Genomic DNA, 23,328 nt, shown 5'->3' with positions numbered 1-23,328 from the left:
GGCTGCGCGGGCTGATCACTGCTGGGCATACCACTGTCGTTATCATCCTCCTCACCGGCCTCGGATTCTGCGGTGCGAATGACGTTCAGGCCATGACGGACAATCCTTTCGTTGCAGTCGTTAACGACTGATTCCGGCAACCGCTTGCGAAAATAGACCATCATCGATGGATCAAACGGGGCCGAATACTGGAAGGCCTCCAGACCGATGAAGAATTGCAGATAGGGATTTTCCTTGATCTGCTCCACTAGTTCTTCGTCGGTCAGGCCCAGGCGAGCCTTGATGATCAAAGCGCCGAGTGCCATTCGGAATGGCTTGGCGGGCGCTCCAAAGCCCTTGCAGAACTGCGACGCGTAGTCATCTTCCAGGTCTTCCCAGGGGATGAGTTCTGCGAGCTTGATCCAGCGGTTATCACCGGAGAGTTTACCGCCAAATGGCAGGAAGAAGTCCTCAAACGAGAGCTGATGACGAGGCTCGCGTCGATACATGTGGAAAACTCTGGGCAGCTTTTCGGCAGTAATGAGCCGATTTGCGTACATTCTACCGTCTAAAACTGATCAGATCCACTGCGGTGCAAGCGGTTTGGCCTTTCTCAGGAGGCCCCACCTACATCCGCACCACAGCGGGATGGCGGTACCTGGCCGTGTCGCACCGAGAGGTGCGCTCAGCAGAGTGGATCGACCTCTACAGCCGCCGCGTGGTGGGCTGGAAGCTGGAGCAACGGATGGACACCGACCTGGTCATCGAGGCCCTCAATCGGGCGCTCGGCCTCCGCCAGGTGGAGCCGGAGACATTGCTCCGCGACACAGATCAGGGCAGCCAGTACCGGGCTACCGACTACCGCGATCTGCTGGGGAAGCACGAAACTGTCTGCAGCATGTCCGCCAAGCGCTGCTGCTGGGACAACGCCGTGGTGGAGAGTTTTTTCTCCACCATGAAATTGGAGCTCGATCTGGATGACAACCGGGAAGTCCTGATCTCGCCCCAGCAGCTACAGCGCGATCTGGCCTTCTGGATCGAGGGGTATTACAACCGCGAGCGCCGCCACTCAACGATCGGTTACCACAGCCCGATCGACTACGAGCAGCAGTTCATCTCTGCTCGTACAGTGACCATCGTGAACCCCTGATCGGTGTCCACGAAACCGGGGGAACCCCAGTTCAGGACCATGTCATCCAAGCCATGTTTCTTGAGCAGATGACGGAAGACCCGGACCATGGGTCCGGCAAATCTCGGCGTTCCCACCTCCGCAGGACTCGCGATCACCATCCTGCGGCGCCTCTGCACCGTGTTGAGTGTGACCGGACTGGCCGTGATGCTTGGCTGGTGGCACGAGGGCCAAAAAGGCCCGAAACGGGCCTGACAGACAGATTCAGGCCTCCACCGCCTGCCTGACGTCCTGCGCCTTCAGAACCTCCTCGAGACCGGCCAGATCCTCATCGGTGATCTTGGTCTGCATCGGGCAGTGCTTCGGGCCACACATCGAGCAGAACTCGGCCTGCTTGTAGATGTCGGCGGGAAGGGTCTCGTCGTGATACTCCTTGGCCCGCTCCGGATCGAGCGAGAGCTCGAACTGCCTGTTCCAGTCGAAGGCGTAGCGGGCGCGGCTCAGTTCGTCGTCGCGGTCGCGGGCGCCAGGTCGATGGCGGGCGATGTCGGCGGCGTGGGCGGCAATCTTGTAGGCGATCAGGCCCTCGCGCACATCCTCGGCATTGGGCAGCCCAAGGTGTTCCTTCGGGGTCACGTAGCAGAGCATGGCCGTGCCGTGCCAGCCGGCCAGGGCAGCACCGATGGCGCTGGTGATGTGGTCGTAGCCGGGGGCGATGTCGGTCACCAGAGGACCGAGCACATAGAAGGGGGCCTCGCTGCACTCCTCCATCTGCTTCTTGACGTTGAACTCGATCTGGTCCATCGGCACATGGCCCGGACCCTCCACCATCACCTGGATGTCGTGCTCCCAGGCGCGGCGGGTGAGCTGCCCCAGCGTCTTGAGTTCGGCCAGCTGGGCGGCATCGGAGGCGTCGTGCTGGCAGCCCGGCCGCAGCGAATCACCCAGGGAGAAGCTGCAGTCGTAGCGCTTGAAGATCTCAATGATGTCGTCGAATCGCGTGAACAGCGGGTTCTGCTTGTGGTGATAGAGCATCCACTGGGCCAGGATTCCGCCGCCCCGGCTGACGATCCCGGTGAGGCGGCCCTTCACCAGGGGCAGGTGCTCAATCAGCAGGCCGGCGTGGATGGTCTGGTAATCAACGCCCTGCTGGCAGTGCTTCTCGATGATGTGCAGGAAGTCGTCTTCGTGGAGCTTCTCGATCGAGCCGTGCACACTCTCCAGGGCCTGATACACGGGCACCGTGCCGATCGGCACGGTTGAGGCGTTGATGATCGCCGTGCGCACCTCATCGAGGTTGACGCCTCCGGTGGAGAGATCCATCACCGTGTCGGCGCCGTATTTCACCGCCAGGCGGAGCTTGGCCACTTCCTCATCGAGGTCGGAGGCATTCGGGGAGGCGCCGATGTTGGCGTTCACCTTGCAGCGGCTGGCGATGCCGATCGCCATCGGCTCCAGGTTGGTGTGGTTGATGTTGGCAGGGATGATCATCCGGCCCCGGGCCACCTCCTCCATCACCAGCGATTCGGGCAGATTCTCCCGCTTGGCCACAAAGGCCATCTCCTCGGTGATCACACCCTGGCGGGCGTAGTGCATCTGCGACACGTTGGCGTCGCCGCGACGCTTCTCAATCCAGGCGCTGCGCATGATCGACTCGAGAAAGTGGGCGTTCGGACCGGGGGCCGCTGGGAGGGGAGGGCACAGCTCCGGATCCGGGCGCCACCGGGACCGATCGGACCGCGGTTGCATTCGGGACACTTCCCTGCGCCGGCATGACCCGGATCAGGTTCGGAGGGTGTGATCTCAGCCGGGGCCAGAGGTGCGCTGCCCATGGGGAAGCGTGCTCGGGCCAGGCACCCCTAGCGAGGATCAGAACCTAGCAAGACTGAACAAGATCGCCGTTTCAGCCCTGAAGGCCATTCAGGGCCGCAGCCACCACCCGATGGTCGGCGTCCTGCTGCAGACCGATCAGCGCCTGACGTGCCGCCTCGGCGCTCTCCTCCAGACCAGGGCTGGCGGCCGCATCCCTGACGACGCGGCCCAGGATCTCAGCCCCGCCCACGCGCACGCTGCCATCGGCATCGGAAATGGCCATCCGGGCCAGCTCGAGCAGCAGCCTGGGATCGATCCCCGGCTGCTCCGCCAGGGCCGAGAGGATGCTGCAGCGCACCAACCACTGGTCGTCAGCGGCGAACGACTGCCGCAGCAGCGGCCAGGCCCGCTCCACTCCATAGCTGGCCAGGGCGTTGGCCGCCTCGGCGCGCACGTTGGCATCCTCATCGCCCCTGAGGGCCGCCTTCAGCGCCTCCCAGCCGGCCTCGTTGCGCTTCAGCCCAAGGCCCGCACAGCTGATCGAGCGGACGATGAACGGCTCCTGTTCCAGGCCCAGCAGCAGCAGCGGCACGGCCTGCTCCGCCTCCAGCCGCCGCAACTCCACCAGGGCCGGCAGGGCGCGGGATGGATCACCGGAGACGATGGCCTGGCGAATCTTCTCGGGGTTCAGGCCAGCCGGGCTGGCGGAGTCTGAATCAGCCATGGCCTGGGCTCAGGGTTGGGGTGACTTCACCCTCCCACGCCGTTCGCGCGACCGCTGCCAGGGAGCTGAGGCGGCGGGCTCTGCTGCAGAACCTCCAGCAGAGCCCGCCGCCGCTGGGCACGACGCATGCCACTGCTCACCAGCAGACCACTGCCGATCAGCAGGGCCGGTACCGCCTCGAGCCGCTGGTTGCCGCGGCGGGAGGCCATGCTCAGCAGCCCCAGCAGGATCAGCAGCGGGGCCGAGAGGGCCAGCATGATCCTCAGAAAGGAACGGGTCGGGCTCAACCCTGGCGCTCCATCCAGAGCAGCAGGCTGAGGGTGAGCACCTGCACGCCCACGGCCAGGGCACCCTCATCGGGGTTGAAGGCGCCGTTGTGCAAAGCGGCGCAACCCTGGGGGCCCGCCACCCCCAGCCGGAACATCGAGCCCGGGGCGCTGCTGAGCAACTGGGCGAAATCCTCGGCACCCAGCGAAGGCTGGTCCAACCGCAGGACCTGCTGGCGTCCCAGCAGAGCCTGGCCGGCTTCCTCCACGATGTCGGTGAGGCCGGGATCGTTGTGCACAGGCGGTGAAATGCAGCGATAGCGCACCCGAGCCTCACCGCCGTACCCCTGGCAGATGGCGTGGACGGTGTCCTCGATCCAGCGGGGCAGCTCAGCATGCACTGTGGTGTCCAGGCAGCGCACGGTGCCCAGCAGACGCACGTGGTCGGCGATCACGTTGAACGCCTTGCCTCCCTCGATCTTCCCGAAGCTCACCACCACCGGATGAAGGGCATCGAGACGGCGGCTGATCGCCTCCTGCAGCCCGCTCACGACCCGGGCCGCAATCCAGATCGCATCCGTGGACTGGTGGGGCCGGGCCCCGTGCCCTCCTTCTCCCAGTACCTCCACCTCCAGCTCTCCAGCGGCGGCGGTGAGGCTGCCGCTGCGCACCCCGATCGTGCCCACCTCAAGGCTTGGAAACACATGCAAGCCGAACAGGGCCTGCACGCCGTCCATCGCACCATCAGCAACCATCCACGCCGCCCCCTGGGCCGTTTCCTCAGCCGGTTGGAACAGCAGCCTCACCCGTGCGCTCAGGTGCTCGGCCAGGGGACCGAGCAACCGGGCCACACCAAGCCCCACAGCGGTGTGCAGGTCGTGGCCGCAGGCATGCATCAGCCCCTGCTGGCTGGAGGCGAAGGCCAGGCCGGTGCGTTCCTCCACAGGCAGGGCGTCCATGTCGACTCGCACGGCCACCAGGGGCGCCCCCTCAGGCCCCAGCTCCCCCACCACGCCGGTGCGGCCGACCCCTTCGCGCACCTGCCAGCCAAGCAGGCGCAGTTCACCCGCCACCAGGGCCGCCGTCTGGTGCTCAGCCCCGCTCAGCTCGGGGTGGGCGTGGACATGGCGGCGCAGCCCGATCAGCTCGGGGGTGGCCTGCTCCAGAGCCCGGGCCAGATCCAGGCGCCGCCAGATGTCCGCGGCGGTGCCGCTGGAACGGGGTGGGGCGGCAGAACTCATCGCTGGACCAACTGAAGAAAATCATCGAGAGCCTGGACCGGCCCCGGTGGCCAGCGTCGGATCTCCAGCAGCCATTCTGGCTGGCGGTAGCGGGGATCCAGGCCCGAGGCCGCCGCCCAGTTGCTTTCCGCTTCCCCCGCGGCACCCCGTTGCCAGAGCAGGGCCGTCAGGGCCGCGCGGGCATCAGCGAAGAGAGGATAGCGCCGCACCAGTTTGCGCAGTTCCCGCTCGGCCTCGACCTGCTCCCCCAGCTGAAAGGCGGCCAGGGCCGCACTGGAGCGGGCCATGGCAAAGCCCGGACGTGCCGCCGCGGCCGCCTCGAAGGAGTGCCTGGCCTGATCCCAATGGCCGAGTGACCCCTGGACATTGCCCAGGTTGTAGAGGGCGGAGGCTTCCAGAGGGTCGCGCTCCAGAATCCAGTGGTAATCGGCGGCGGCCCGGTCCCACTGTCCCAGGGCTTCTTCGGCGGTGCCGCGGTTGAGGTGGGGATCAGGGTTGAGCGGGTCAAGCGCCATCGCCCTCTCCTGATCAGCGATCGCGGCCGCTGTCCGACCCAGGGCCAGCTGCACGTTGCCGTGGTTGCTCCAGGCGGCGGCATCGTTGGGAGCCTGCTCCAGCACCTGATCCCAGAGGGGCAGGGCATCACCGAAGCGGCCCTCGCGACTGGCCGCGAGGGCCTGCTCGAACAACTGCGGCAACGGTTGAGATGGCTGGCGTGTTGACAGCGGAGCCGCAGCGGCGGTTCTTGCCCAAAGCGGCCCCGGAGCCGGCAGCACCATCAGGGTCAGCGCGATGGTGAGGGCCGGCAGAAGCGCGCCCAAGGCCACGAAGCCCGTCGCACACCAAGCCTGAAACAGGTGAAGCCAACGGGGCATCAGGCGGCCTCCGGCCAGTCCAGATGGCGCCGTGCCGCGTCCGTGGCCACCCGGCCCCGGGGGGTGCGTTGCAGAAATCCAAGCTGCAGCAGAAATGGCTCCACCACTGTTTCCAGGGTGATCGGGTCTTCACCGAGGCCGGCAGCCAGGGTGTCGAGGCCCACGGGTCCGCCGCCGTAACCGCCGAGCAACAGCTCGAGCAAGCGACGATCACTGGCGTCGAGACCGCGGCCATCCACCCGATGCAGGCTGAGGGCCTCGGCCACCAGGGCGGGGCCGATACGCGCCTGACCCCGGACGCTGGCCACATCGCGCACCCGACGCAACAGCCGATTGGCGATGCGGGGGGTGCCGCGACAACGGCGGGCGACCTCCACTGCCGCCTCCGCCTCCAGCACCAGACCGATCAGCCCGGCGGCGCGTTCGACGATCGCCTGCAGGTCGTCAACGGTGTAGAACTCCAGCCGCTGGATCAACCCGAAGCGGTCGCGAAGGGGTGAACTGAGGGCTCCGGCCCTTGTGGTGGCCCCCACAAGGGTGAAGGGAGCCAGCGGCACCGCCCGGGTGCGGGCCGTAGTGCCCTTGCCCACGGTGAGGTCGAGCCGGAAGTCTTCCATCGCTGGATAGAGCAGCTCCTCCGCCACGCGGTTGAGCCGGTGGATCTCATCGATGAACAGCAGCTCGTTGGGGCGCAGGTTCACCAGCAGGCCGACGATGTCGCGCGGGCGCTCCAGGGCGGGGGCACTGGTGATGCGGCAGCGCACCCCCAGTTCCTCCGCCAGCACCAGGGCCATGGTGGTCTTGCCCAGCCCCGGGGGCCCGTAGAGCAGCACATGGTCCAGGGCCTCGGCCCGCTGACGGGTGGCCTCCACGGCGATGCCAAGCACCTGCTTCAGCTCGCTCTGACCGATGTAATCGCTCAACCGCCTGGGCCTCAGGCCGTCTTCCCGGTTGGGGAGAGGCGCTTCCTCCTCGGTCTCGAGCACATCCCGGCTGCGGCCGGCGGTTTGCTGGCGGGGATCCAGCAGCCTCGGCGGCGGCTGAGCCCCTGATCCGGCTGCGGAGGAGACGATCGCCATGGGCCAGAGAGTAGGCAGGCCAGGCCGTGGATAGGGTCAACTCAGCTGAGGGGGAGGTCGATGGCCAAGGGCGCAGGCAAGAAAGCGGCCAGGGCCGCACGGGATGCCGCCAACCGGCTGCTGGCCGACAACCGTTTCGCACGGCATCAATACGAGATCCTCGAAACCCTGGAAACGGGCATCGAGCTGGTGGGCACCGAAGTGAAGTCGATCCGGGCGGGCAAGGCCAACCTGCGTGACGGCTTCGGCCTGATCCGCAACGGCGAACTGCAGCTTCACAACGTGCACATCTCGCCCCACAGCCATGCGGGCGCCTATTTCAACCACGAGCCCCTGCGCACCCGCAAGCTTCTGGCCCACCGGCGTGAGATCGACAAGCTGCGGGTGGCTCTCGACCAGAAAGGCCTCACCCTGGTGCCCCTGAACCTGCACCTCAAGGGCTCCTGGATCAAGCTCACCCTGGGGCTGGCCAAGGGCCGCAAGCTGCACGACAAGCGCCAGGAGGAGCGCCGCAAGGATGCCGACCGGGAGGTGCGCTCAGCCCTGGCCAGGCTCTAGCCATACAGTCCCCAGCAGTTGCGGGGCCCCGGGATGTCGGCACTGACGCGCTGTCTTCAGGAAGAGGCGGCCGCCATCGCCGCGGCCTCCGGGCGCCTCGATACCGAGCAGGTGGATGCCGCTCTGGCCCTGCTGGACCGCTGCGCCGACGAGCGCGCCAAACTGGTGATCACCGGGGTGGGCAAGAGCGGCATCGTGGCGCGCAAGATCGCCGCCACCTTCTCCTCGATCGGGCTGATGGCCCTCTACCTGAACCCCCTCGACGCCCTGCACGGCGATCTGGGGGTGGTGGCCCCCCAGGACGTGGTGCTGCTGCTCTCCAACAGCGGCGAGACCCAGGAGTTGCTTGAGATCCTGCCACACCTGCGCCGCCGCGGCACCGGCCGCATCGCCCTGGTGGGCCGGGTGGCCTCGAGTCTGGCCCGGGGCTGCGAAGTAGTGCTCGATGGCTCCGTCGACCGGGAGGTGTGCCCCCTCAACCTGGCGCCCACCGCCAGCACCGCCGTGGCGATGGCGATCGGCGATGCCCTGGCGGCGGTGTGGATGGAGCGACGCGGCATCTCACCAGCCGATTTCGCCCTGAATCACCCTGCCGGGGCCCTGGGCAAGCAGCTCACCCTCACGGTGGGGGATCTGATGGTGCCCACCTCCCGGCTCCATGCCCTCGAGGAGTTCGCCAGCCTGAGCGAAGTGATCGCCCTGCTCACACGCGATGGCGTGGGGGCCTGCTGGGTGCGCCAGGCCGAAAACGCATCCCTGCTGGCCGGGTTGATCACCGACGGCGACCTGCGCCGGTCACTGGAGCATCATTCACCGGCCACCTGGGGGGAACTGCGGGCCACTGATCTGATGACCGTCGACCCGATCACCGTGGGGGCGGATCTGCTGGCGGTGCAGGCGCTTGAGCGGATGGAGCGCAATCGGCGCAAGCCGATCGGTGTGCTGCCTGTGCTGGCCGACGATGGGCCGATGCTGGGACTGCTGCGTCTGCACGATCTGGTTCAGGCGGGCCTGGCGCCGGGAGCAGTCTGAGCGGAGACATGGAAAGCGCTGGATGAGTGAGCCTTCGTTTCGCGGGTTCAGGATCATTTCCCCAGCGGCCCCAACCTCGAGCCGCAACTCAGATGACCCTGCAATGAATCGCGCTGCGGCTTCTGGAGCTTGAGCAGATGTCATGTCGGACGAAATCAGCGATCAGGGTGAAGCAACACACCCGCGCATGCCTGCAGCGGGCCTGTTCTCCATCCTGGCGGTGCGCAGACAACTGGAAGCCTGAGTCTCAGCTGACCTCCTCCACCATCATCCAGAGCGTCTGATGAGCGTCGACTGTGACCAGCATCTCCAGATGTTCGGACGTCAGCACCCGCGCCTCACTCAAACGCCCATCCAGCGAAAGCTGTGAGAGTCGCTGCATGCACCAGTCCCGCACCTCTGTGAGCTGAAGCGTGCGGGTGATCCCTGCAGACTGAGACGGGGTTTTGTGGACCTCACCGGGGAGACCACCTGCTTCAAGCGGTTCCATCATTCCTCTGAGTTCTCTGAATCGGTTCTCGACAATGCTGATCGTGATCAGGTGTTGACCTTGTGCAATGAGAACAGGCGTTGGTGATTTTCCTAACGGCGTTGGTTGATCCATCTCTCGCCAGGAGCCACTCGCAAGGAACCCAGCCGTGCATCATTGGCTACGCGAAGGTGCAATGACCTGTCTTGCAGGCAGCAGCGGACACTTCTAGAAACTATTGAGCGACCTGCTCAGTGGCCATGAAGGAACTCACCAAGGCGATCAACGCGCACCTGGCCGCAGAGTTCCAGGCCAGCCACGCCTACCTCGCCATGTCCATCTGGCTTCGGGAAAAGGATCTTGCGGGCTTCTCGAAGTACATGCTCGAAAAAAGCAACGAGGAGAGAAACCATGCCGCCCGCATGATTGCCTACCTTGTTGACTGTGACGAAGCGGTCGAGCTTCCCACCATCGAGGCACCAGAACGTTCCTGGCCCACAGTTCAGCAGCTGTTCGACCATGTTTTCGAGATGGAGAAGCAGGTGACAGCCTCCATCAATCGCCTCTACACACTGGCGGAGACAGCAGGGGAGCGCAGTGCCTCAGCGATGCTCGACTGGTTCGTGAACGAGCAGATCCAGGAAGAGGCCGAGGCACGCTTCGTTCTTCAGCGTCTGCGCCTGGCCGGTGACAACTCAGCAGCCCTGTTGCTGCTGGATCAGCAGTTTCTGGAAGGGTCTGCGCTGGCCCATGTCAAGGCCAGCATGAAGATGTACAGCGCCGCCTGAAGTCAGCATGGGGGAAGAAAAGTTCGCGCCTGACACCTCAAGCCATCAGTAAGGAGGAGTGATGCCACGACCAGTTGATCAAGACTGCGGCGGTGAACAAGCAGCAGGGGTGATCTGGGGTCGTCGCAGACGCCGCCGATGGAACACGCCTCCGGGCTGCCATGGAGCACCGACGTCGACAGGAACAGGGGACGGAGCGGTCACGGTGGCTCTGCTCGGCATGCCCAATACCGGTAAATCGACGCTGTTCAACCGCCTGAGCGGGGGTCAAGCGCAGGTTGCCAACTGGCCAGGCCTCACGATGGAGCTGTTGCGGGGCGCCATGCCTCAGGGCCGCCATGGCCAGCGCTACACGCTGGTGGACCTGCCCGGTATTCACGACCTTTCCGGGAGCAGCGAGGACGAGGCGATCGTTCAGCGCTTCATGCGCCACACACCGCCCGATCTGATCCTGCTTGTGCTCAATGCCAGCCAGCTCACCAGCCAGCTGCGCCTGGCCCTCCAGATCAGACAGCTGCGGATCCCGATGGTGGTGGTTCTGAACATGAGCGACGAGGCACACCGCTTCGGGATCAAGGTGGATCACCTGAGACTGGCCACCGATCTCGGTTTGCCGGTGCGGGCGATCAGCGCCAAGCGCAATGAGGGCATCCACGACCTGATTGAGACGATCCACCAGGTTGGTCAGCAACAGAGCAATCCTGAGGCGGAGGCAGCCGACATCGACCTTGATGCCGAGCTTGAGCGTCTGGTGGCGGCGAGTGTGCAGCTGCCGGAGCGCTTCGGCAATCGCCGCACCCGTCTTGCCGATCGCCTTCTGTTGAACCCCCTGGTGGGGGTCGTCCTGTTTCTCGGGATCGTGCTGGCCATGTTCCAGCTGCTTTATGTCCTCGGGGCTCCACTCCAGGACACGCTCGGAAGTCTGTTCGACTGGATCCAGACCACGCTGCTGCAGCCCGGACTGGCAGCGATCGGTGCCCCTGAGTTTTTTCGCGGCTTTCTTGTCGATGGGGTATGGCTGGGGGTGAGCACGGTGGCCACATTCCTGCCGATCATCTTTATTTTCTATCTTCTGATGGCCGTCGTCGAGGACTCCGGGTACTTGCCTCGAGCAGCCTTCTTGATGGATGGCCTGATGCGCTGGCTTGGCCTCGATGGGCGCGGCTTTGTACTGCAGGTGATGGGCTTCGGCTGCAACGTGCCTTCCATCATGGGCACCCGCGTCATCAGGGATCGTGGCATGCGGCTGTTGGCGATGCTCTGCATTCCATTTGCGCTCTGTCAGGCTCGCCTCACGGTATATCTGTTCATGGCTGCCGTGTTCTTCCCGAAGCCCTGGTGGGCTCCAGGGCTCGTGATCTTCGGTTTTTACGTGCTGAGTTTTGTCGCGGTGATCATCACTGGCTTGGTCTTCAAGCGAGTTTTTCCGAGCCGCGAAGCCTTCATTCTGGAACTTCCGCCCTATCGCGCACCAAGCGTGACCACGATCTTTCGGCGCGCCTGGTCGGCCATGCTGAACTTTCTTGTGACCACAAGGGTCTTCATTGTGGTCGGGGCTGCCGTGATCTGGTTGCTCACCAATCTGCCGCCAGGTGCGGTGCAGGGATCCGGACAGACCATCGCCGACGCCATCGGCAACCTGTTTCAGCCGATTCTGGGACCGATCGGCATGAGCCCAGCGCTCACGGTGTCGTTATTTTTCGGATTCATTGCCAAGGAGATCCTGCTGGGAGCCATGGCCGTGATCTACAAGTCCAGCGAAACGGATCTCGGCGGCGTGATCCAAAGCGCGATCTCCCCATTGCAGGCCCTCAGCTTCATGACGTTTGTTCTTCTCTACACCCCCTGCCTGGGGACCGTCGCGGCCCAACTGCAGGAATCCAAGTCCCGCAGGTTCACCTTGCTCTCATTGGCCTGGTCGCTTGGCCTGGCATGGTTGATGGCCCTGGTGGTGTATCAAGGAGGCAAGTTGTTGATCGGAGCTTGATCGCTGATCTGAAATGAACCAAAGGCTTGTCCTGTGAGTCATTGATCAACGCTGACCTGCACATGAGCGGCATCTTCATGACGGATCATAAACTCCAGAATGCCGCAGGCCACATGGAGGATTCCGCCTGGCTTGCCACGCCTGAGCACCTCAATCTGCACTCCAGGCCTGATACCCATCGACAGAAGTCGGCTCTCCAAGACAGAGTTGGACGTGAGGGATTCGACCCTGACCCTCGCACCTTCCCTGGCTGCATTGAGTGGCACGTCCTGATGCTCCTTGACTTGATTCAGCGTATCGCAAAGATGGCAGAAATGAACACTCGTTTACATCAATGATGCAGAAACCTCAAGGAGCGACTGACTCAGATGCTCCTTCCCGACAATCTTCAGCCTCCACTGCTGCCGAAACAATCATGAACCCGTTCCGCGCGAGCGAAACACCACCGCGAGCTTGCCGAAGGCCGGAGCCGTCTCAATAACAGTTCTGCTGTTGAGAATCACTTGCAAAAGGGAGGCACTGTCGTCTACGTTGCAAGTCGTTCTCAACAAGAGCCTCGCGCTCCCGATGAACCACCGATCCCTCCCCGAGAATCCAACTGCCGCAGCGAGCTTGCAGAGCAATCAGCCGATTCCATCCCCATCCCCCGATCCGGGCGCTGCCGCACCCCTGACCGCCAGGACCATCAAACCGATGGCCACCACGATCACGAGCTCCAACACCGTGATCGGCAGCCTTTGCCGCGAGGTGGATGTGATCCGTCATCGCTGCAGCCACATTCTCGATGCGATGAGCCGATGTCAGAACAGCTCCCTCTACTGCAGGCTCAGCAAGGAACTGCGGCGGCTTCATGGGCGGCGGCTCGAACTGCTGGAAACAGCAAGAACATGGAAGCGGCGCGGTGTCCAGGATCCACTGTCGATCGCTTTTCTGATTGAGATCAGCAGCCGTCCCCTGCCATCCTGACCTAAATCAAGTCAGCTTTGCGGGATCATGTTTTCCTTCGCTCAGTTCACCGTCGATGATCAGCATGGCAGCCGGCTGGTTCTGGGCAAAACGCACCCGGCCCAACAGATGGGCAAACTCGTTTTCGGATTCAACCTGACTGTCGATGATCGGATCAAGGAAAACAGTGGTGCGAAGATCTGAGGCACGCTCTGCCATCAGATAGATCTGCTGCAGTGAACTGGTCACGTCGGCCTCCATCAGGAAGGAAGCTGCCAGAATCTCTTCGGCTGAAGACCAGGACTGGCGTGGAGCCGATACCTCATCCAGTACCACGGTCTGGCCGCGGGCAATCAGGTAGCCAGCAAACTTGGCAGCATGTTCCTGCTCATTGCGTCCCTCGTCCTTGAAGAATTGGGAGAATCCACGCAGCTCCCGCTCAGCGAACCAGATCGCCATGGCGAAATAGGCAGCGCTGGCGTTGCGCTCCATGGCGAGGTGTTGCTGCAGCACCTCGATGAGGCCAGCCTCCATGGGTTGCGCCATGGCGCGTCCCGCTGGGCCTGTGGCAACAGTGAGGGAATCAGTACTGGAGGACGCTGACATCAAACCAGGTTGAGCAGGGGTTGACGAGAGAGCCAGGTCAGGCGCATCCGCATCAGACCCGGGTAACCAAATTTACAGGCATTTGTAATCGCTGAGGATCCTTCCTCCATGTGCGATTTCGACCTGAGTGGGCGCTGGGCCAATGCGGCCGCGCCGGCCCAGTACCCCCACGGCCCAACAGACCGGCCCTGAAGACAGGGTGCAAACAGAGGCTGCGCTCACGCAGGCAAGCTGTCCGATGCCGCTCTGGTCGGTACTGAGATGTTCACCAGCGAGGCCAGCCGGGCCTCCGCTCCCACCGGATGCGGCACCAGATGCAGGTCGAGCAGCCACTGCTCCACCAAATCCTGTGCCAACGGACAATGATCGGCGTAATGAAGCTCCAGGACGCTGTCAGTCAGAGCCTCCAGCAGACAACTGATGCCCTCGGGCAACCGCAACCAGCTGGCCCCGGGAGTTCCGCAGAAAGCGAGGGTGATGTCAGGAAAGCTGTCCCCAAAAGACACAGACAGTCGGGCCACACCCCACTGGAAGACAAGACGCACGTAGCGGCGATGATCCGATGCTGAGGCCAGCAGGCAGGTCTTTCCCACCGAGAGCCGCAAATGCTGATCTGGTTCCAGATGTCCCGTTATCCCCGGTGCTCTGGTTGCATTGTGTGTGCTCACTGGCCACAACTCAGCGGTCTGAAGCTGTCGTGGGGTCCCTCAGAGTGCGACCGGGAAATGGCCAGATCCCTGAGAGAACCACTGCTCCACAGAGATCTTGAACGAGCCCCTCTCATTGATCCATAGCTGAACAATTGCAGGTAACAAGTGCTACCCGCAATTGGACCATGACGGCAGAGTGGACGTCGCTCTGGTCACCAAAACGATGTGACGAAAGTGGCTGATCCGTGTGTGGTTTCGACCCTCAGCTCCGAGCCATGCCATCAACCTCCCTGGGCCAAGGCAATCGCCCGGGCCTGCTCCAGCTGCTCGGCGGTGTCCACCGAGAGGAAATCACCGTCCACGGGGAACGTGCCCACCGGAATGCCGGCCTCGATCAGCCGCAGCTGCTCAAGTTTCTCGGTGTGCTCCAGGGGTGAGTGGGGCAGATGCGCCCAGCGGGCGAGCACGTCGGCCCGGTAGCCGTAGATGCCCACGTGCCCCCAGTAGGGAGCGTGCCGGGACCAGTCTGCGGACTCGACGCCACGGACATGCGGGATCGCGGAGCGGGAGAAGTAGAGGGCGCGACCGTCCGCCGCCAGCAGCGTTTTGACCACATTCGGGTTGTGCACCTTCTCCGCACCCATCCGGTACACCGGGGTGAGCACGGCGGGGGCTGGCGTGGTGCCGGCAAAGGCCTCGGCCATCGCATCGATCACCGCCGGATCAATGAAAGGTTGATCCCCCTGGACGTTGATGATCACCGTGCGGGCAGGGTCAGGCGGGGCAGCCTCCGCGCCGGCGACTGCGGCCGCTGCCAGTGCCGTGAGCTCGTCCACTACCGAAGCGAGGCGGTCGCTGCCGGAGCTGCAGGAGGCAGCTGTCATCAGGACGGGGAAACCCCAGCCCTCGGCCTCCTGCCGCAGCAGGTCGCTGTCGGTGCAGAGCACCACCGCTGCGGCCCGCCGGGACTGCCGGCAGCACTCCAGCACCCGCCGCAGCATCGGCTGCCCGCCGATTTCGGCCATCACCTTGTTCGGCAGCCGGGAAGACTCGAGCCGGGCGGGTACCGCCACCAGGCAACGCCATGGGTCCGCTGCCTCCTGCTGCAGGTCTGCCTCGTTCACCGCAGGGCCCCGGTCGCTGCTGCGGAGCCTATCGCCAGGCAGCAGTGAGCTCCCTGGCTTGGCGCACCAGCTGCTCCACCTGCCGCTCCGGCGCCGCGGCCCGCTCGCCAGCAGACACCGCCCGGTAGAGGTCCGCCACTCTCCAGGCCTCACTGCCAGGGTCGTCCCCCTGGCGGGGAATGAGATGTACATGCAGATGCCGGGCACCTTCACCGAAGGCGATCGTGTAGACCCGCCCGCAGCCGGTGAGTGTTCGCACTAAGGCGCTGCAGCGCTGCAGCATCGGGCCGAAGGCCACCGCCTCCTCCGGCAGGAAGTCGATCGGTCCACCGAGATGGCGGCGGGCATCCAGCAGCAGCCAGCCCGCCAGGGGGGCCGGCCGGGGGTGGTGGCGCAGCAGCCAGAGGTCCTGGCGAAGGATTTCGTCGGGGACCAGCGCCTCCTCATCGCCATGGAGGCGACAGATCCCGCAGGGGGCCTGCCCGCTTGGCGGACCGGAGCCTTCCTGCGAAGCTGCGCTCAGCTGCGGATCTTTCATCATTGCCGTTCCTCCCGGTTCCGTGCCCGTGGTGCTCAGCGTGGCTTACCACAGCCTCGACGCCCTGCAGCAGCTGGGGAGTGATCTGGCCCGCCAGAGCCTGCCTCCGATCAGCTGGTTGGTGGTGGACAACAGCCCGCAGTCCGCGGCGCTGCGGGCCTGCGACCTCAACGCCGGCGGTGGGCTGCAGCTGGAGCTGGTGGCGGGCCGGGAAGGGGATGGCTTCGGGGCAGGTTGCAACCAGGGCTTCGAGCACCTGGCCCGCCGGGGCTGGGAAGGCTGGATCTGGCTGCTCAATCCCGACACCGCCCTGCCGGCCGGCCATGAACTGGAGCGGCTGAGCGAGGTCCTGGCACAACTGCCGCCCCGGGCGCTGCTGGGCACCGCCGTGCGTTCCGGGAGCGGAGAACTCGAGCCCAGTGGCGGCTGGATCGATCCAGGCCTCGATTTCCGCCGCCGCCGGGTGGGTGAGGCCGTCGTCGCCGGCCACCGCGGCGGCACGGTGGAGCTCGACTGGCTGAGCGGCTGCAGCCTGCTGATCCGCCCCAGCGCCCACATCCCGCCCGCCCGCTTCGATCCCGCCTTCCCCCTTTATTACGAAGACATGGACCTCTGCCTGCGGCTGGGGGCGGCGGGCGCCCCGGTGCTGTGGTGGCCGGCGCTGGCGGTGATCCACCAGAGGGGTGCGGGCAGCCACACCCCCAGCGAGCGGCGCCAGCGGCTCTCGACCCTGAGTTATCTGCGCTTCCTGCGCCGCCACCGACCCGGCTGGGTGCTGGCCCTGCGCAACCTGAGGCTGCTGCTCATGACGCTGCTGCGGCTACCGGTGCGGCCGAAACGCAGCTGGGCGACTCTGGTGGCGATGGTGGAGGCCATGGGTCCCTTCCCGACCGCTTCGCCGGCGGTTCCCCCAAGGCAATGAGTTCGGCTATGCCCCTGGCCCTGTTCAACGGCAGTTATCTCGGTGTCCGGCCCACCGGCATCGGCGTTGTCGCCCGGGAGCTGGCGGCGGCGCTGGATCCTGATCTGGTGCCGTTGCTGGATCCCTGCGGCGGCGACCGGCCCGGCAGCCTGGCCATCCCCCCCGACCTCTCGCCTGAGCACGGCCGAGCCGGCCACCTGCGGCGGCTGCTCTGGACCCAGCGGGAGCTGCCGAAACTGCTCCGCCGCAGCGGAGCGCCCCTGCTGCTCTCCCCGCTGCCGGAAGCCCCCCTGGGGCGGGGGGTTCGCTCTGTGGTGCTCGCCCACGACCTGCTGCCCCTGCGCTATCCGCAGCTCACCCCGCTGCTGGCGTACCACCTGGCGTATGTGCCCCTGGTGCTGCACAGGGCGGTGCGGGTGCTCTGCAATTCCGAAGCCACAGCCCGGGAGGTGCACCAGCGCCTGGGGGTTCCCGCGAAACGGCTGGTGCCGATCCGGCTGGGCTTCAGCCCGGGGCTGCTGCGGCCCCTGGGGCTGGAGCGGCAGCCGTTTTTTCTGGTGCTCGGCCGCCACGACCCCCACAAGAACCTGGAGCGGGTGCTGCGGGCCTTCGCTGGACTGCGTGACCGCGAACACCGCCTGGCCCTGGTGGGCCCCCAGGATCCCCGCTACACCTCCCGCCTGCGGCGCCTGGCCAGCGAGCTGGGCATCGCCGGCCGCTGCGACTGGCACCACTGGGTGAGCGACCAGGAGCGGCTGGACTTGCTCAACCGCTGCCGAGGACTGGTGATGGCCAGCCTCTGGGAGGGTTTCGGCCTGCCGGCCCTGGAGGGAATGGCCTGCGGTGCCCCTGTGATCACCTCCACGGCCGGCGCTCTGCCGGAGGTGGTGGGTGACGCCGCCCTGCAGGTGGATCCTCGCTCCGTCACTGCGATCCGCTCGGCCATGGACGAGCTGGTTCACTCCCCCTGGCTCGGGAAGGACCTGTCTGAGCGGGGACCGGCGAGAGCGCAACGTTTCAGCTGGCAGGAAGCTGCAACCCAGGTCGAGGCGGTGCTGCATTCGGTGCTGTGAAGACAGGAATCTCAAGGAGAGGCACGAGACCAGGTCGTAGCGGGTTTGCTTCTCCAGCGAACAGAGAGATACAGTCCGCTGGATTGAATGCTGGCTCAAAACGAGGTGATCGTGGGTTCTGAGCAATCGCCGAGGCGCCTCCTTCATTCCTTGAAAGCAGGATCCGGCAACCGGATCCGCCGGGCTCTCACCCCCGTAGGACGCTGGCTGTCAAGGGAGGAGCGTCGGGAACTCAATGCCCTTGCCGCCTATTCAGGGTTGGTCCATCAAGCCTTCCATGCGATGCCGTTCAGACCATCGGTCTATCCAGCCGTCATGGTCGAGTCAAAATGGGAAGAGGCCTCAGTTCTCCGGCCCACCGAATCTCCCTCGCGACGCGAATATGACAACGCCGTTCATCATTACGGCCACGACATCCTCCTGAAACGGGCCGCCAATCTGCCGCTGGTTGGAAAGCCTCTCCCTTTCATGCTGGAGCATGGAGTCAACTACAGCGAAGAGTCGTGCTTCGAGGATCCCCAACCCTGGGTCAAGTCGTACCTGTGCATGGGGCCAAACCGCGCCGAGAGGCTTCGCGACCGGTACGGTGCCAATGGAATTGCTGTGGGACCTTACATTAATTATGCGAAACCGGTGATTGAGTCCAGTCAGCTCGCTGCGCTGAAAAGAAGGCTTGGCAAGGTGCTGCTGGTGATTCCTGTTCATACCGTTGCCCATGTGAAGCGAAACTGGTCAGCCTCTGAAATGATCAGGCTCATCATTGATCACTGTCGTTCTGCCAACATTGACACTGTGATCTGGCAAAGCTATTGGAAGGATCCACCGCCGCAAGGTCTTCCCAGAGAGTGGATCCTTGCATGCAACGGTCACGTGTCCAATCCATGGTTTCTGGATTGCCAGAAAACACTGCTGGAGCTCTCTGATCAGATGCTGACCTTCACCCTCGGCAGCCATCTGGGCTACGCCTTGGCCCTTGGCAAGAACGTCTTGATGGCCAGGGTGGAGGTTGAGCAGGACCTCAGCGCCGCCAGCACGATCTGGCAGCATCGTTATTCCCATGAATGGAAGAGACGAGAACAACTCATGACCGAGCTAGGCGTGAGTGCGCACACTCATCAACTCCACTCTCTTGATAGAACAAGGGCGATGGACTGCCTGAATCCATACTTTGGCTTTGATCAGAAGAAGGATGCAGAGGATCTAGCCAACGCACTGCGTGGTCGCGCCTGAATGTCTACAGAGCCTGCTCGGTTAACTGGAATCAGCATCGTCACTGTAGCGATGAACAGGACGAGCCATCTCCTTGCCACCGCCGCTCGCATCAGCCGCTGGCATGGGCATCGGGAGCACCTGATTGTGGACTGGGGAAGCCAGAATCCCATCGATCAGAACAGTCTCCCCGCCGATACAAGGATCCGATTGTTGCGCGTCGAAGGGGAATCAGAATGGCAACTGACAAGGGCCTACAACTTTGCAGCTGGTCAATGTACCTTCGAAACGATTCTAAAACTCGATGCCGATTGCTGGATTAACGACCTGACCTACCGGCCTACTCAACTACAACATGGACGATATATCCGCACAACAGGTGGCGGCGGACTCAATGGAGTCTTCATGATCAACAGATCTGACTTTCTTGCCATAGGAGGATTCAACGAATACCTCAAAGGCTATGGCTATGACGATAAAGACTTATTTTTACGACTGGATCAGAGGATGGTCGGCACAGGCTTTCCACAGGCTATCTTCTCTACCCTTGATCATGGTGATCTTGAGAGAGTTGCAGCAAATACGATCGAAGTTGCCGGGCAACGTTACCCCAAACTTCACGCTGGTGTTGGGGTGCGGCTCGAAGCAATTGCACGAATGGAGGAGACCAAGGCAATCAATCGAGACCTTGCCAGTCGATTACCATGGTCGGCTGACTCACCGTCAACAACCTATCAACGATTGAGCGTCAATAGGTGGATTGCGAAGAAAGAGTCAATTCCGGCCCCCAGCTCAGGCATACAACATGAAACCAGAGTTCTGGGCAACCGCATTTATTTGTCAATTCTTGCTGGTGTGCACGAACGATTGCTAGACATGATGGTTCCAGCCACATCATTAGAAGAAATCAGAAGTTGGGCGCCCCTGCTCAAGGCATTGGCAGGGTTACGAATCTCAACTCTTCTGATCGGAATCAGGGTGGCTCTGGGGATCAAGCGATTACTGAGTCGCGTGTGATCGCACCAATCGTCTGCCCTGGTTGGTACTGGGTGGCGATCAGCGGTCTGGACTAAGCCGGGCCACACAGTGGCGGATGACCCAATAAATTGGCATGATCCATAGCCTCCAGTCAAGGTAAGAACCATCATCCGGAACAGAAAAAGGACCCTTTGATGCCAACGAACCAGAAACCAAGAAGCCAGACCATCGAATATCTGGGCAGGCTGCTTCGTTTTTTGCCCAAAAGGCGCTACAGGGCTTTGCTGATCCTTGCCCCATTGTCCATCCTGCCAGGAATTTTCGATCTTCTCACCATCGCGGTGGTTTCCCGGCTTGCTGGTGCTTTGATCGGGGTGCAATTATTGGATTTCTTACCCGGTGTCAAGGTCTTTGGCGGCGGCATGGCAGAGCAGAGCCTCTGGCTGATCAGCATCTTCATTGCACTGGCATGGGCGGCCTCGGCGCTACGGCTCATCCTTCAATACACACAACAACGCTTGACTGCCCTGATCTGGCGAGACTTTTCTGATCAGATCCATCACAATATTCTCTATCAGCCCTATTCCTATCACCTTTTACGAAGCACCTCTGGATTGACGTCCTTGATCATAGGGAATGTCAAGGCTGTCTCCAATGGTGTCATCAATCCAATTTTACGAATCGCCAGCAGTTCTGTTTCCGTTATCTTGCTATCGCTCGGAATTGTCTTTGTGGGTCGCTGGCTGTCGGTGGTGTTGATCACACTGCTTGTGATTGCCTACCTTGGCCTTTCCCTTTTTCTGACACCCTATCTTCGCCACGCCTCCAAACAAATGGTTCGGGAAGATGAGCGATCAACCCATGCCTTGATGGAGTCGCTGGCTTCGATTCGCGATATTCAACTTTCAAATGCTGAGCCATTCTTCCAAACCTACTTTGTGAACTCTGGAGAGAGAGCCCAGCGCTATGCTTGGATCTCATCATTAATCCCCATTATTCCCAGACAGCTGATTGAGCCGCTGGGAATCACGATGATATTTCTTTTTGGAGCTGTTCCATACCTTCTCAATGGAAATATCGAAGACATCCGCAAGATAATTCCACTTCTGGCAGGCTTGGCAATCGCGGCACAGAAACTCACACCTCCACTGCAAGATTTATTTTCTTCAATCACCTTGTTGAGAGGCAGCCTCCCTAAGATTGCCAAAACAGTCGAATTGCTTGAACTATCCGAACCCAGATTGACAATGGCAGACATGAGTGTGCCGTCTCCCGCATCCGTATTCCCCAGGCACTCGATCAGACTTAAGAATGCCTGGTACCGCTATCCAAGAACCGAAAACTGGGTGATTCGTGGAATCAATCTTTCCATTCCTGTTGGATCCAGAGTGGCTCTTGTCGGTGCCACCGGAAGCGGAAAGTCCACCGTAGCTCACCTGTTGCTTGGATTGCTGGATCCCGACAAGGGCTCTTTTGAGCTCGATGGTGCCAAGCTGGATGAAACAACAAAGCCTGCCTGGCAAGCAAGCTGCGCTCAAGTTCCACAACATATTCAGCTTTTGGATGCCAGTATTCAATCGAATGTGGCTTTTGGAATCGAAGCTGAGAAAATAGACTTTTCACGTCTATGGGAAGCCTTGCAAGCAGCTCAGTTGGCTGATGTTGTTGCAGATCTTCCCTATGGTCTGTTAACGCCTATCGGCGAGAATGGAATGAAACTTTCAGGTGGCCAGCGCCAAAGGCTGGCATTGGCGCGTTCATTTTATCGTGACTCTAAGTTTCTTCTTCTTGATGAGGCCACCAGCTCCCTGGACAACCGAACTGAATCTGACGTGATTGACGCCTTTGAAATGATTGGCAGGCGCTGTACCACAGTGGTCATCGCCCATCGATTGAGTACCATTGTACGCTGTGACAGAATTTACGAGTTTGATAACGGTACGATTAAGGCATCGGGAACTTTTGATGAACTGAGAGATCACTCTGATTCATTTCGAGATTTGTCTGCTCTTGAAGTTGGATAATCCAATTCGCATCTCTCAGAATAAATGACTTTTGGTTCTTGGTGGGCTTGTGTCCTCATGGTCAGTGAGGCGAGAGTCAAGCCAAGTAAGGCTTGAATGAAAGGAACTTTGCCCCAGCCACCCTCGACAAGTAAAAACAAGAAACAATACAGAGACAATGCCAATGACGCAAAGATCACTGGATTCTCACTGAATGGAATACGCTTGCCTGCCACTCGGAAGAAGAGAAAAACAAGGATACAAAGGAAGAGCAATGCAGGAAATCCATTGTCAGCAGCAACCTGGGCAAACAGGTTATGAGCATGCGTTGTACCTTTTATGATGCCTACATCCATACAAATACCCTGACTGGCCCGAGTGAAGCCAAGCCCGTACAAAAAGCTATTATTGCCGGCAAACATTCCTCCAAAATAACACCTCAGCAGATGCAGGCGATGCACATCGCTGACCATGTTATCCATGTTCGAATAGACCAGCAGAATCACAGCAACCAACGAGAGAGCCATCCCCGTAAAAGCAGCGATGTACATTGCAGTTTTCGTGTAGGCACTTCTACTCTTAAACAGAGAGCTGTTCACTTGACTAATCCAAGTCAAAAGGCGAACGCGTTCACACGTAACCAGTATCACGAGAATTGCTATCCATGGCAATCCGAAGGCAGCCCTCGATTGGGTAGCGAGAACGAGAAAAGCACTGATGAAAGCAGCGAAAGCCCAAGGAATGATGATCGAAGCTTTTCTTTCTTGTGGGCTGGAAGGAAATACTTGACGCCAAAGAAAACAGCTTGCAATGGTGAGACAACTGCCAAAGAGAAAAGCAGTTTGATTAATGGAAAGATCTCCGGCGTCAAAGGGTCCATCGGGCTGACTGAGTAGAAAGTAAAGAAGAGAGATTATTCCAGCACAAGGCATTGCGAAAGCATAGAGAGTAAAAAACCAGTTCCAAAAGCGAATGGCCATTCGATAGGAGGCCGCAAAGGAAACCACAATCATAATATAGTCTGAAAGCACTATCTCCCAACTCAAGTATCGTTCATCACTGTGGAGGTAGATCCTCATTGTTAACAAGAAGAGCCAGAGATATGCGATTCGGATGGGCTCCTCTCGGCTGTGCCCGACGAGCAGGAAGGAGATCCCGAGAACAAGGGGAATCAGCTCATGATGAAACTCTAGAAAAGAGGGAAATAAGATAACAGTTCCAGATAAAATAATCATTGAGATGCCTAAGGCATCGACGGCGGAGAGCCGCCTGGGTATTTTCAACAAATCGAATTGAGAGGTCATGATGTCAAGTCAGTCATGGAAGCCTTACTGCATCTCC

25 protein-coding genes and 1 riboswitch are annotated in these 23,328 nt (G+C 61.6%); of the genes, 11 read left to right on the top strand and 14 right to left on the bottom strand.

From position 1 onward, the window contains the following. The coding region (locus FPZ61_RS12195; protein ID WP_185474845.1) for a transposase at positions 1 to 488 on the bottom strand (488 nt) is incomplete at its 3' end. A gap of 83 nt (positions 489 to 571) precedes the next feature. On the opposite strand from FPZ61_RS12195, the gene FPZ61_RS12190 reads away from it, so the two are divergent. Next, positions 572 to 1,129, top strand: a complete 558-nt coding sequence (locus tag FPZ61_RS12190; RefSeq protein WP_370593444.1) for a transposase — start codon at positions 572 to 574, stop codon at positions 1,127 to 1,129. 243 nt (positions 1,130 to 1,372) lie between these two features. Here FPZ61_RS12190 and thiC read toward each other — a convergent pair whose 3' ends face one another. The 6 genes from thiC to ruvB all read right to left on the bottom strand — a co-directional run bounded on the left by thiC (position 1,373) and on the right by ruvB (position 7,105). After that, the gene (thiC, locus tag FPZ61_RS12185) at positions 1,373 to 2,755 is read right to left on the bottom strand and encodes a phosphomethylpyrimidine synthase ThiC (RefSeq protein WP_185466857.1); all 1,383 of its coding nucleotides are present in this window, start codon (positions 2,753 to 2,755) and stop codon (positions 1,373 to 1,375) included. Between the two features lie 95 nt (positions 2,756 to 2,850). After that, positions 2,851 to 2,979, bottom strand: a riboswitch (TPP riboswitch). A gap of 32 nt (positions 2,980 to 3,011) precedes the next feature. Then, the gene (locus tag FPZ61_RS12180) at positions 3,012 to 3,644 is read right to left on the bottom strand and encodes a HEAT repeat domain-containing protein (RefSeq protein WP_185466856.1); all 633 of its coding nucleotides are present in this window, start codon (positions 3,642 to 3,644) and stop codon (positions 3,012 to 3,014) included. A 26-nt stretch (positions 3,645 to 3,670) separates the two neighbouring features. Further along, positions 3,671 to 3,931: a DUF3188 domain-containing protein gene (locus tag FPZ61_RS12175; protein WP_255441581.1), complete on the bottom strand. Its 261-nt coding sequence runs from the start codon at positions 3,929 to 3,931 to the stop codon at positions 3,671 to 3,673. Continuing rightward, a complete protein-coding gene (locus tag FPZ61_RS12170; protein ID WP_255441580.1) occupies positions 3,928 to 5,151 on the bottom strand; it encodes an amidohydrolase in 1,224 nt (407 codons plus the stop codon). Before FPZ61_RS12170 ends, FPZ61_RS12175 begins: the two co-directional genes overlap by 4 nt. Further along, a complete protein-coding gene (locus FPZ61_RS12165) occupies positions 5,148 to 5,972 on the bottom strand; it encodes a tetratricopeptide repeat protein (protein ID WP_255441579.1) in 825 nt (274 codons plus the stop codon). Before FPZ61_RS12165 ends, FPZ61_RS12170 begins: the two co-directional genes overlap by 4 nt. Before the next feature lie 53 nt (positions 5,973 to 6,025). Continuing rightward, a complete protein-coding gene (gene ruvB, locus FPZ61_RS12160; protein ID WP_185466855.1) occupies positions 6,026 to 7,105 on the bottom strand; it encodes a Holliday junction branch migration DNA helicase RuvB in 1,080 nt (359 codons plus the stop codon). 60 nt (positions 7,106 to 7,165) lie between these two features. Here ruvB and smpB point away from each other — a divergent pair, with 60 nt between their 5' ends. Together smpB and FPZ61_RS12150 are read left to right on the top strand one after the other, a co-directional pair. Next, complete coding sequence (gene smpB / locus FPZ61_RS12155) at positions 7,166 to 7,663, top strand: SsrA-binding protein SmpB (protein ID WP_185466854.1); 498 nt, start codon at positions 7,166 to 7,168, stop codon at positions 7,661 to 7,663. Between the two features lie 33 nt (positions 7,664 to 7,696). Next, positions 7,697 to 8,695, top strand: coding sequence for an SIS domain-containing protein (locus FPZ61_RS12150; protein ID WP_185466853.1), 999 nt, complete (start codon positions 7,697 to 7,699; stop codon positions 8,693 to 8,695). A 247-nt stretch (positions 8,696 to 8,942) separates the two neighbouring features. On the opposite strand, the gene FPZ61_RS12145 is transcribed toward FPZ61_RS12150, so the two are convergent. Beyond that, on the bottom strand, positions 8,943 to 9,299 hold the full coding sequence (locus tag FPZ61_RS12145) for a hypothetical protein (RefSeq protein ID WP_185466852.1): 357 nt from the start codon (positions 9,297 to 9,299) through the stop codon (positions 8,943 to 8,945). Between the two features lie 125 nt (positions 9,300 to 9,424). Between FPZ61_RS12145 and FPZ61_RS12140 the strand changes: the two genes are divergently transcribed. Continuing rightward, on the top strand, positions 9,425 to 9,952 hold the full coding sequence (locus FPZ61_RS12140) for a ferritin (RefSeq protein WP_185466851.1): 528 nt from the start codon (positions 9,425 to 9,427) through the stop codon (positions 9,950 to 9,952). Between the two features lie 220 nt (positions 9,953 to 10,172). Then, entirely contained in the window at positions 10,173 to 11,939 is a 1,767-nt protein-coding gene (gene feoB / locus FPZ61_RS12135; RefSeq protein ID WP_370593443.1) for a ferrous iron transport protein B, read from the top strand. A 38-nt stretch (positions 11,940 to 11,977) separates the two neighbouring features. On the opposite strand, the gene FPZ61_RS12130 is transcribed toward feoB, so the two are convergent. After that, the gene (locus FPZ61_RS12130; RefSeq protein WP_185466849.1) at positions 11,978 to 12,205 is read right to left on the bottom strand and encodes a FeoA domain-containing protein; all 228 of its coding nucleotides are present in this window, start codon (positions 12,203 to 12,205) and stop codon (positions 11,978 to 11,980) included. Positions 12,206 to 12,632: 427 nt separating this feature from the next. Here FPZ61_RS12130 and FPZ61_RS12125 point away from each other — a divergent pair, with 427 nt between their 5' ends. Continuing rightward, the gene (locus FPZ61_RS12125) at positions 12,633 to 12,905 is read left to right on the top strand and encodes a hypothetical protein (protein WP_185474844.1); all 273 of its coding nucleotides are present in this window, start codon (positions 12,633 to 12,635) and stop codon (positions 12,903 to 12,905) included. 6 nt (positions 12,906 to 12,911) lie between these two features. On the opposite strand, the gene FPZ61_RS12120 is transcribed toward FPZ61_RS12125, so the two are convergent. From FPZ61_RS12120 to FPZ61_RS12105, 4 genes are all read right to left on the bottom strand, one after another. Continuing rightward, a complete protein-coding gene (locus tag FPZ61_RS12120) occupies positions 12,912 to 13,490 on the bottom strand; it encodes a ferritin (protein ID WP_185466847.1) in 579 nt (192 codons plus the stop codon). A 218-nt stretch (positions 13,491 to 13,708) separates the two neighbouring features. Further along, positions 13,709 to 14,083 (bottom strand): hypothetical protein, encoded by a 375-nt coding sequence (locus FPZ61_RS12115; protein WP_185466846.1) that lies wholly within the window; start codon positions 14,081 to 14,083, stop codon positions 13,709 to 13,711. 338 nt (positions 14,084 to 14,421) lie between these two features. Further along, positions 14,422 to 15,264, bottom strand: a complete 843-nt coding sequence (gene kdsB, locus FPZ61_RS12110) for a 3-deoxy-manno-octulosonate cytidylyltransferase (RefSeq protein ID WP_185466845.1) — start codon at positions 15,262 to 15,264, stop codon at positions 14,422 to 14,424. 28 nt (positions 15,265 to 15,292) lie between these two features. After that, positions 15,293 to 15,802: an HIT family protein gene (locus FPZ61_RS12105; protein WP_185466844.1), complete on the bottom strand. Its 510-nt coding sequence runs from the start codon at positions 15,800 to 15,802 to the stop codon at positions 15,293 to 15,295. Positions 15,803 to 15,824: 22 nt separating this feature from the next. Between FPZ61_RS12105 and FPZ61_RS12100 the strand changes: the two genes are divergently transcribed. The 5 genes from FPZ61_RS12100 to FPZ61_RS12080 all read left to right on the top strand — a co-directional run bounded on the left by FPZ61_RS12100 (position 15,825) and on the right by FPZ61_RS12080 (position 22,008). Continuing rightward, positions 15,825 to 16,724 carry a glycosyltransferase family 2 protein gene (locus FPZ61_RS12100; RefSeq protein WP_185466843.1) on the top strand — a complete coding sequence of 300 codons (900 nt, stop codon included), beginning with the start codon at positions 15,825 to 15,827 and terminating at the stop codon, positions 16,722 to 16,724. Between the two features lie 8 nt (positions 16,725 to 16,732). Next, positions 16,733 to 17,797 (top strand): glycosyltransferase family 1 protein, encoded by a 1,065-nt coding sequence (locus FPZ61_RS12095; protein WP_255441578.1) that lies wholly within the window; start codon positions 16,733 to 16,735, stop codon positions 17,795 to 17,797. An 87-nt stretch (positions 17,798 to 17,884) separates the two neighbouring features. Next, a complete protein-coding gene (locus FPZ61_RS12090; protein ID WP_185474843.1) occupies positions 17,885 to 19,027 on the top strand; it encodes a hypothetical protein in 1,143 nt (380 codons plus the stop codon). Next, a complete protein-coding gene (locus FPZ61_RS12085) occupies positions 19,028 to 20,023 on the top strand; it encodes a glycosyltransferase family 2 protein (RefSeq protein ID WP_185474842.1) in 996 nt (331 codons plus the stop codon). 155 nt (positions 20,024 to 20,178) lie between these two features. Beyond that, positions 20,179 to 22,008 (top strand): ABC transporter ATP-binding protein, encoded by a 1,830-nt coding sequence (locus FPZ61_RS12080; RefSeq protein ID WP_185466839.1) that lies wholly within the window; start codon positions 20,179 to 20,181, stop codon positions 22,006 to 22,008. On the opposite strand, the gene FPZ61_RS12075 is transcribed toward FPZ61_RS12080, so the two are convergent. Beyond that, on the bottom strand, positions 21,963 to 23,291 hold the full coding sequence (locus FPZ61_RS12075; RefSeq protein ID WP_185466838.1) for an O-antigen ligase: 1,329 nt from the start codon (positions 23,289 to 23,291) through the stop codon (positions 21,963 to 21,965). The two genes, FPZ61_RS12080 and FPZ61_RS12075, sit on opposite strands and share 46 nt — an antisense overlap. Between the last annotated feature and the right edge of the window lie 37 nt (positions 23,292 to 23,328).

Origin of the sequence: Synechococcus sp. BSA11S (assembly GCF_014224355.1) — a bacterium.
Taxonomy (GTDB): Bacteria; Cyanobacteriota; Cyanobacteriia; order PCC-6307; family Cyanobiaceae; genus Regnicoccus_A.
This window is presented reverse-complemented; position numbering and strand designations above follow the sequence as displayed.

What these genes read in the sequence shown, in the direction of transcription:
- FPZ61_RS12095 (WP_255441578.1), top strand. Translation starts at nt 16,733, where the DNA reads ATGCCCCTGGCCCTGTTCAACGGCAGTTATCTCGGTGTCCGGCCCACC.
- FPZ61_RS12125 (WP_185474844.1), top strand. Translation starts at nt 12,633, where the DNA reads ATGGCCACCACGATCACGAGCTCCAACACCGTGATCGGCAGCCTTTGC.
- feoB (WP_370593443.1), top strand. Translation starts at nt 10,173, where the DNA reads ATGCCCAATACCGGTAAATCGACGCTGTTCAACCGCCTGAGCGGGGGT.
- FPZ61_RS12120 (WP_185466847.1), bottom strand. Translation starts at nt 13,490, where the DNA reads ATGTCAGCGTCCTCCAGTACTGATTCCCTCACTGTTGCCACAGGCCCA.
- FPZ61_RS12075 (WP_185466838.1), bottom strand. Translation starts at nt 23,291, where the DNA reads ATGACCTCTCAATTCGATTTGTTGAAAATACCCAGGCGGCTCTCCGCC.
- ruvB (WP_185466855.1), bottom strand. Translation starts at nt 7,105, where the DNA reads ATGGCGATCGTCTCCTCCGCAGCCGGATCAGGGGCTCAGCCGCCGCCG.
- FPZ61_RS12140 (WP_185466851.1), top strand. Translation starts at nt 9,425, where the DNA reads ATGAAGGAACTCACCAAGGCGATCAACGCGCACCTGGCCGCAGAGTTC.
- FPZ61_RS12080 (WP_185466839.1), top strand. Translation starts at nt 20,179, where the DNA reads ATGCCAACGAACCAGAAACCAAGAAGCCAGACCATCGAATATCTGGGC.
- FPZ61_RS12145 (WP_185466852.1), bottom strand. Translation starts at nt 9,299, where the DNA reads ATGGATCAACCAACGCCGTTAGGAAAATCACCAACGCCTGTTCTCATT.
- thiC (WP_185466857.1), bottom strand. Translation starts at nt 2,755, where the DNA reads ATGCGCAGCGCCTGGATTGAGAAGCGTCGCGGCGACGCCAACGTGTCG.
- FPZ61_RS12170 (WP_255441580.1), bottom strand. Translation starts at nt 5,151, where the DNA reads ATGAGTTCTGCCGCCCCACCCCGTTCCAGCGGCACCGCCGCGGACATC.
- FPZ61_RS12085 (WP_185474842.1), top strand. Translation starts at nt 19,028, where the DNA reads ATGTCTACAGAGCCTGCTCGGTTAACTGGAATCAGCATCGTCACTGTA.
- FPZ61_RS12180 (WP_185466856.1), bottom strand. Translation starts at nt 3,644, where the DNA reads ATGGCTGATTCAGACTCCGCCAGCCCGGCTGGCCTGAACCCCGAGAAG.
- FPZ61_RS12150 (WP_185466853.1), top strand. Translation starts at nt 7,697, where the DNA reads ATGTCGGCACTGACGCGCTGTCTTCAGGAAGAGGCGGCCGCCATCGCC.
- FPZ61_RS12090 (WP_185474843.1), top strand. Translation starts at nt 17,885, where the DNA reads ATGCTGGCTCAAAACGAGGTGATCGTGGGTTCTGAGCAATCGCCGAGG.
- smpB (WP_185466854.1), top strand. Translation starts at nt 7,166, where the DNA reads ATGGCCAAGGGCGCAGGCAAGAAAGCGGCCAGGGCCGCACGGGATGCC.
- FPZ61_RS12105 (WP_185466844.1), bottom strand. Translation starts at nt 15,802, where the DNA reads ATGAAAGATCCGCAGCTGAGCGCAGCTTCGCAGGAAGGCTCCGGTCCG.